Raw genomic sequence first — 7,938 nt, 5'->3', positions numbered from 1 at the left:
AAGTGTCAACACACCCTAGTTATATGAATCTTTTCTAAATTTCGCGCATGATTCTTCCTAAATTTATCGCATTTGTAAAGCTTTATTTTTCATCTATTTTTTAGACTTAAGGCTAATAAAAAGCTGCCTGATCAGCAGCTTTTTCATAATTAAATTTAATATTAAGGATCAGACTGACTCATGCTTCAATACTCGTTCAGCTAGAGCCTGTTTCACCACATGATATCCAGCACTTAAGCCAAGACTCGCCATAATGATTGCAACAATAATATCTGGCCATAGACTGCCAGTGCCAAAGACTCCCACTGCTGCAAAAATGACGGCCACATTGCCGATCGCATCATTACGGCTGCACAACCAGACTGATTTCATATTGGCATCGCCCTCCCGGAAAGCATATAAAATTATGGCTGTGACAACGTTTGCGATTAAGGCCAATACCCCGATGATCCCCATCGTAATGGCTTCAGGTGGAATACCTTGCATAAAGGCATAAATTACTTTGCCAATGACGACCAGACCAAATACTGCCATGGTCAATCCTTTAATCAGAGCAACTGTTGCACGCCAATACAGACTTGCACCAATCACCGCCAGAGAAATACCATAATTCACAGCATCTCCAAAGAAATCTAGCGCATCTGCCCATAAGGCCGATGAATGTGCATAAGCACCGCCGATCAGCTCCACACCAAATAAGGTCAGGTTAATCAATAATGCAATCCATAAAGCTGTTCTAAATTTGCTATTAGATTTGGGCGGCGCGGGTTCATGACTACAACTACAGGCCATATTATTCTCCGATGATTTTTTATCCTGAATGCGATAAAGTCATTAGAAACTATGGAGTCACTCCAAGGTCAATCCTGAGGTATTTATGTCACATTATTTGATTTCTGATATAGCCAAGAAAACTGATTTAAGCACTGATACCATTCGATTTTATGAGAAAAGAGGTTTAATTCAGCCGAATTTTCGAGCAAGTAACCAATATCGTTATTATGGCGAAGAGGCCTTAAAACGCTTGATTTTTATCAAACGCTGTCGTGCTTTAGGCATGTCTTTAAAAGAAATCGAATACCTGATTCAGCTGGAACAGAATCCTGAACAGGATTGCTGTGAAGTTAACCAGATGATTGATCAGCACCTTATAGATATTTCAAATAAAATTAAAGAATTACAATTATTTAAACAGCAGTTAATGGCGCTTCGCGAAAGCTGTAATACCCCAACCACGATTAATCATTGCCAGATTTTAAAAACACTGGAATCTATTGAAAATAGCTGAAATATTTATGGATATTTTAAACCGTTTACTGTTTATCTTTTAACTTGAAATTGAGTTGAATTATGCCAATTCCGAGTTATTTACTAGGTTGAATCCTGATTTTAGATGACTAGAATAAAGACGTACTTTTTATATGTCTTTCGATTTCATCATGAGCATTTCTCACGTTACCGAACTTCTCTCACCTGCTGGCTCACTGAAAAATATGCGCTATGCCTTTGCTTATGGTGCAGATGCAGTCTATGCCGGCCAGCCGCGTTATAGCTTGCGTGTTCGTAATAATGAATTTGACCATGACAATCTTGCGATTGGCATCAAAGAAGCACACGAACTTGGCAAAAAATTCTATGTGGTGGTTAATATTCAGCCGCATAACTCCAAGCTGAAAAATTTTATTCGTGACCTTGAACCTGTGGTCGCCATGCAGCCAGATGCGCTGATCATGTCCGATCCTGGTCTGATCATGATGGTGCGTGAGCATTTCCCGCACATGGACATTCACCTGTCTGTACAGGCCAATGCCGTGAACTGGGCAACTGTAAAGTTCTGGAAAAATATGGGCCTGACCCGTGTGATCCTGTCACGTGAGTTATCCATCGAAGAAATCGAAGAAATCAAACAGCAAGTTCCAGATATTGAAATTGAAGTATTCGTACATGGTGCGTTGTGCATGGCCTACTCTGGCCGCTGCATGCTGTCTGGCTATATGAACAAGCGTGATGCCAACCAGGGCGCCTGCACCAATGCCTGCCGTTGGGAATACAAGGTACTTGATGCTAAAGAAGATGAAACGGGCGATGTGATCCCGGTTAAAAATCTGGATTCAGGCTGCTGTTCGAAAGATATGGATGAAAGCCATAAAATCGCTCAACACCAGTTTGATGAGCCCGTGTTATTGCAACGTAATGACGAGGATATGTTCGCTGCTGAAGAAGATGAACACGGCACTTATTTTATGAATTCCAAAGACCTGCGTGCCGTTCAGCATGTGGAACGCCTGACCAAAATTGGCGTACACTCCCTGAAAATTGAAGGTCGGACCAAATCTTATTTCTATTGTGCGCGTACTGCGCAGATTTACCGTAAAGCCATTGATGATGCGCTTGCTGGTAAGCCATTCGACCCTTCATTGATGACTCAATTAGAAGGTCTGGCGAATCGTGGTTATACCGAAGGCTTCCTACGCCGTCATATACATAGTGAATATCAAAACTATGAAAATGGTTCATCGAGTTTCGATCATCAGCAGTTCTGTGGGGAAGTATTAGAGCGTAATGGTGACTATATCAAGATTGATGTGAAAAACCGTTTTGTCATTGGTGACTCACTAGAGCTGATGACCACTAAAGGCAACATCACTTTTACCTTAACTGAGATCAAAGACCGTCAAGGCAATCTGATTGAAGATGCTAAAGGTTCAGGTCATATCGTTGAAATTCCAATACCAGCAGATGTCGATATGCAGTATGCCCTGCTGATCCGTAATCTGCCATCATCATCTGTAGACATTTCAGCCTCTTCATTGGCTTATCAGGCGAGTTAAAAAATGGCGCTCTTGATTACCGATAAATGTATCAACTGTGATATGTGCTTACCGGAATGCCCAAATGAAGCAATTTATGAGGGCGAGAAGTTTTATGAAATTGATGTCAATCGTTGTACCGAGTGTGTGGGTTTCTATGATCATCAAACCTGCATTGCCGTCTGTCCGATTGAATGCATTGTGCCGCATCCCGAGCATCGGGAAACGCAAGAACAGTTAATGGAGAAATTTAAAGGTTTGAATCTGTTCAAAGCTTGAATGATGCATGAAGTCTGATGACTTCATCTAAGAACAACCTTGGGGAAAGATAAAAATAAGGGTTGAAAACAAAAACTGTCCAGAGGAAAGGAACAGCTAAAAGCGATTGGGGACGCTTTTGGCTGATCTAACAATAACTAAAAAAAGGAACCCGGGTGTTAGCATCCTGAGTTCCTATAAAGCGAAAATAATAATAGGTGTTTGAGATTAAGCACCTGGAATGTGGGGATTCCAGGTGCTCTTTTTTTTACTGACCAAAGCGAATGATGTAATCAAAGGCAGATAATGATGCTTTGGCACCTTCACCAGTCGCGATGATGATCTGTTTGTAAGGAACAGTGGTACAGTCACCTGCAGCAAACACACCTTTGACATTGGTTTCATTGCGCTCGTTAATCACAATCTCACCACGGTTAGTTAGCTCAACATCGGTTCCTTTCAGGAAGTCAGTGTTCGGCAACAAACCGATCTGAACGAAGATACCTGCCAATTCAACAGTGTGCTCTTCATCAGTTGCACGGTCTTTGTATTTCAACGCTGTGACTTGTGAACCATCACCGATCACTTCGGTAGAAAGCGCATTTTTGATCACAGTGGTGTTTGGCAAGCTGTGCAGTTTGTCTTGAAGCACTTGGTCAGCACGTAGTTTGGTATCAAACTCAACCAGCGTTACATGCTCAACGATACCCGCAAGGTCAATCGCAGCTTCTACACCAGAGTTACCACCACCAATTACCGCAACACGTTTACCTTTGAACAATGGACCATCACAGTGTGGGCAGTATGCAACGCCACGGGTTTTGTATTCTGCCTCACCTGGAACATTCATTTCTCTCCAGCGTGCACCGGTAGATAAAATCACAGTTTTAGATTCAAGTTTCGCACCATTTTCTAAAGTCACTTCTACCAGACCATTGGCTGTGCGATCTGCACCTTTGATGTCAGACACGCGTTGCAGGTTCATGATATCAACACCGTATTCACGAACGTGTGCTTCCATCTCCGCAGCAAATTTTGGACCTTGGGTTTTTTGCACTGAGGTATAGTTTTCAATGTCCATGGTATCCATCACCTGACCGCCCATGCGTTCAGCGACAATCCCAGTTTTGATGCCTTTACGTGCTGCATAGATCGCTGCAGTATTCCCTGCAGGTCCACCACCGATGACAAGGACATCAAATGCATCTTTGGCATTCAGTTTTTCAGCATCTTTGGCTGCAGCATTGGTATCCAGTTTGGCAATGATTTCTTCCAGTGTCATACGACCCTGACCGATATGTTCATTGTCCTGGAAGACCATTGGTACGGCCATGATTTTGCGTTCTTCTACTTCGTCCTGGAAGAAAGCCCCATCAATCATGGTTGCTGTTGTACCCGGGTTATAGATAGCAATCAGGTTCAATGCCTGAACGACATCCGGACAGTTATGACAGCTGAGTGATACGAATACATCAAAGTCAGATTTGATCCCTAAGCCTTTAATCGATTCCAGAACTTCAGCAGAGACTTTTGGTGCATAGCCTGAAGTTTGCAACAATGCCAGAATCAGGGAAGTAAACTCATGACCCATCGGCAAGCCTACAAAGAACACACGAGGCTGTTCACCGGCTTTTGCCACACCAAAGCTTGGTGCACGTTTGTTGGTACCGTCAAAACGGGCAGTCACTAGATCAGAAAGCTGGGCGATTTCCTCAACCAGTTCTTTGATTTTGGCTGATTTGTCAGAGCCATCCAGAGTTGCCACTAATTCAATCGGGCCTTCCAAACGTTCAAGTAGTGTTTTTAATTGAGCTGAAGTATTTTGATCTAACATTGCTAACGTCTCCAAGGGAGTAAATATTTATTCGATGAAGCTATATTAAGTGAATAACAAAAATAGGTAAAACAGTTTGTTTTTATCTTAATGATCGTTTTTATAGATCAAAAACCATCTCCTCATTTTATTTTTTATTATCGCTAGAATTTATGCCTTTTATCCCAAAGAAACCGAATATAGATTGGAAAATAAAAATGCTCCTTTTAAAGGAGCATTTTTAAGTTTAGAAGATTCGCTGTTCAATACGTAGCGAACGCCCCTTAATTGAATTAGCTAGTACAAATATGATTAAGCTAAGCAAGGCAAATAGGATGGCAATGCCAATAATGATGACATTGGTAATCTTGCTGACTTGTTCTGCTTGCTGAGCTTGACGATCTACACTTTGTGCCACAGGCGTTAGACTTTTGCCATAGACCTGTTGCTGCATGGTCCAGATCTGTTCCGGTTTAAATCCGTATTGTTCAAACTTGTTATCCTGCCGCTCTGCTTCAACTACTTGTGCGACATAAGGTCTGGCTGCGGAGAGATCCACAGGCTTATGCAAGAGTGCAGTTTGGGCAAGTAAATAAGATTTCACCGGTGAAGCAATATCGGAATCAACAAGATAACGAGCCACTTCACTATCATTGATATTACTATCGTAATAGACCACTTGCTGATAAGCGTCTTCACGGTCATTTCTCAGGTCATATTGCCAATAAGTCAGTCCTGACCAGATCACGATAAAGGAAATCAGCCAGCCTACAAACTTCAATATGAAAGACTGAAAGCGCACATAGAAGAAGCGAAACTTCTTCAGCAATCCAACCAGAAAAAATGCACCAATAAAAGAGGCAAAGATTTTCAGAATCAGCCAGCCAAACCAGCTTAATAGAGCAAAGAAATAATCCGGACTATCCCCAATACTGGCCAGATTAGCATCGACACTGACTGGTAAATGCAGCTGTTGAAGCTGAGTACTCAGGCCAAAAAAGCCATAAACCATTTCCTGCTGAAAGAATAGACCTATCACGGATGCAATACAGACCGTAGAGGTGGTCAGTCCCAAAAGCATCAAATTACGTTGACGCTTTTTGAGTGCGACGACCCCTTGCTTGATTTCCTGAGGATTTACAGCATATTCATCTAAGGGCGGCAATCTCTACTCCTTTTTTTAGATCTTGGCCCTACTGCATTTAGTTGGGTTTAGATCCACTGGTACTTGATTCAATCACCAAATGATTCAGATTATCTTGTAAGGCTCTTAAACGTACCGTTGCTTCAGTACGTTTCTGTACACCTTCTTTCTGGATCTGAATCACATCATTAACAGTTTTAATGAGGGTATTTTGCACATGTTCAAGCGTTTCAATATCAATAACGGAACGCTGGTTGGCTTTTGCCGTATCGACCGAGTTCTGATGCAATAAATCTGCATTACGGCGTAAAAGCTCATTGGTCGCATCATCAATGGTATTGGCCAGCTGTACGCTGTTCTTCTGTTCATTCAGTGAAATGGCCAGACTGATCTGGTTTTTCCATGCCGGTAACGTAATATTTTTAATGGCATAGAATTTATCCACCAGCATCAGGTTATTGGACTGAATAATCCGGATCATAGGCAAAGTCTGCATCGCAGATTGCTGCAATACCTGTAAATCACTGATGCGTTTTTCCAGATTATTGGCTAGATGATTTAGGTCATAGATTTTTTGCGTGGTGCTCTGATCTTGTGGCAAAGCTGTAAGCGCAGCAATTTCCTGCTGCAATTCCTGTTCACGTAAACGTCCAGCTGCAATATGAATACCCAGCTGCTTGTATTCTTCCTGCACCCCATCGAACATTTTATCCAGGGTATCAACGCGGGCTTTTAATCCAGATTGTGAAGTTTCAATTTCCTTGACCAGTACATCAATCTGTTCTTTAGTGGTATTGAAATGGGAGTCAAAGTTATCTTTCACGCCCTTAAATTTGCTGATAATATTGCCAAGAAATCCTGAACTCTTTTTCTTGTTCAAGATACTGCTGGTATTCAGTTGTTGTGCCACCTGCACCACCTGATTCAGCTTTTGACCGGTTGCATCCAGATCTTTGTTCTGTACCAGATTCAGCAATTCATCAGTATAACTTGAAGTTTTGGTGGCTATATTTTTGCCATATTCGGCCACACTATTATGACTCATATTCTGCAGTTCTTTACGTGCTGCCAAGACCTCCTGAAAATCGGCAGGCTGTAAGCCTAGCTCTTTGAGATCCATTTGCTGGAACTTCTGTTCAGTCAGTTCAGTTGAGCTTTCGACAGGTAAATTTACTACATCAGATTTGGTCATGTTTCACCTTATATTGTTATGTATTCGAGGGTTTCTCGAGTGACTTTTTTAACGTTTTAATCAGGTTGTCCCGGCTATTATCAAGTTTTTCCAGATCACTTGTCGAGTGTTTCGTCTGGCTTTGTTTGACATGATATTGCCAGGCCGGAATCAGTACCTGTTGCGCTTCTTTAAACCGATCCAGTAGGCTATAAGACAGTTGCTGGGACAATTGCATCTGGGTAATGGCAATGTCATTACTGCTTTGCAAGGTTCTTAAGGTATGCACCTTTTTTGACAGCCGCTCAGAAAAATTATCCAGTGGATGCTGATTCCTTACAAACTGCGGATATTCAGATAAAAATTCTTCTGCTGCCACAATATGCTTGGCCATTTGCTCACGTAAACCGATCAGCTGCTGGAATCGCGATTGGGATTTCTGGATTTCAATTTGCAACTTACGGCTAAGGTGATCTGCCTGATCCAGTAAATAGTCCAGTTTTTTATAGTATTCAACCTGACTTGAGCCATAGTCCAGATCAATACCCAGCCATTTCTGCAAGGCATTAAATTTACGTTTTTTTAGATATTTTTTTGATTGAGCCAGCATGTGAATCAGCTGTTCAATCGTCTGGCTCAGTTGTTGGGTCAGATGGGGATCTACCCCATTTAATAGTACTGCCTGCGCCTGAATAAGTGAGTCCGCATAATGATTCAGCTTGTATTGATCGTGGAGTAAAGG

8 protein-coding genes are annotated in these 7,938 nt (G+C 42.0%); 3 read left to right on the top strand and 5 right to left on the bottom strand.

What is annotated here, in order from left to right; genetic code table 11:
• Positions 1-168: 168 nt before the first annotated feature.
• Positions 169-792 (bottom strand): cation transporter, encoded by a 624-nt coding sequence (locus tag B4J23_RS09280; protein ID WP_291360177.1) that lies wholly within the window; start codon positions 790-792, stop codon positions 169-171.
• Between the two features lie 85 nt (positions 793-877).
• On the opposite strand from B4J23_RS09280, the gene B4J23_RS09275 reads away from it, so the two are divergent.
• The 3 genes from B4J23_RS09275 (at position 878) to B4J23_RS09265 (ending at position 3,089) form a co-directional block, all read left to right on the top strand.
• Entirely contained in the window at positions 878-1,288 is a 411-nt protein-coding gene (locus B4J23_RS09275) for a Cd(II)/Pb(II)-responsive transcriptional regulator (protein WP_291360175.1), read from the top strand.
• Positions 1,289-1,439: 151 nt separating this feature from the next.
• Positions 1,440-2,831 (top strand): tRNA 5-hydroxyuridine modification protein YegQ, encoded by a 1,392-nt coding sequence (gene yegQ, locus B4J23_RS09270; protein WP_376782904.1) that lies wholly within the window; start codon positions 1,440-1,442, stop codon positions 2,829-2,831.
• Positions 2,832-2,834: 3 nt separating this feature from the next.
• Positions 2,835-3,089, top strand: coding sequence for a YfhL family 4Fe-4S dicluster ferredoxin (locus B4J23_RS09265; protein WP_159123203.1), 255 nt, complete (start codon positions 2,835-2,837; stop codon positions 3,087-3,089).
• A gap of 247 nt (positions 3,090-3,336) precedes the next feature.
• Here B4J23_RS09265 and ahpF read toward each other — a convergent pair whose 3' ends face one another.
• From ahpF to B4J23_RS09245, 4 genes are all read right to left on the bottom strand, one after another.
• On the bottom strand, positions 3,337-4,902 hold the full coding sequence (gene ahpF / locus B4J23_RS09260) for an alkyl hydroperoxide reductase subunit F (RefSeq protein ID WP_291360170.1): 1,566 nt from the start codon (positions 4,900-4,902) through the stop codon (positions 3,337-3,339).
• Positions 4,903-5,128: 226 nt separating this feature from the next.
• Entirely contained in the window at positions 5,129-6,046 is a 918-nt protein-coding gene (locus B4J23_RS09255; RefSeq protein ID WP_166135984.1) for a hypothetical protein, read from the bottom strand.
• Positions 6,047-6,083: 37 nt separating this feature from the next.
• Positions 6,084-7,217, bottom strand: a complete 1,134-nt coding sequence (locus B4J23_RS09250) for a toxic anion resistance protein (RefSeq protein WP_005236518.1) — start codon at positions 7,215-7,217, stop codon at positions 6,084-6,086.
• A gap of 16 nt (positions 7,218-7,233) precedes the next feature.
• Positions 7,234-7,938 (bottom strand): tellurium resistance protein (locus B4J23_RS09245; RefSeq protein WP_291360165.1); only part of this gene is annotated, 705 nt, incomplete at its 5' end.

The organism is Acinetobacter sp. UBA3025, from assembly GCF_002367915.1.
In the GTDB taxonomy this organism is placed as follows: Bacteria; Pseudomonadota; Gammaproteobacteria; order Pseudomonadales; family Moraxellaceae; genus Acinetobacter.
Note: the sequence above shows the minus strand (reverse complement) of the source record. Positions and strands in the feature narration are given on the sequence as shown.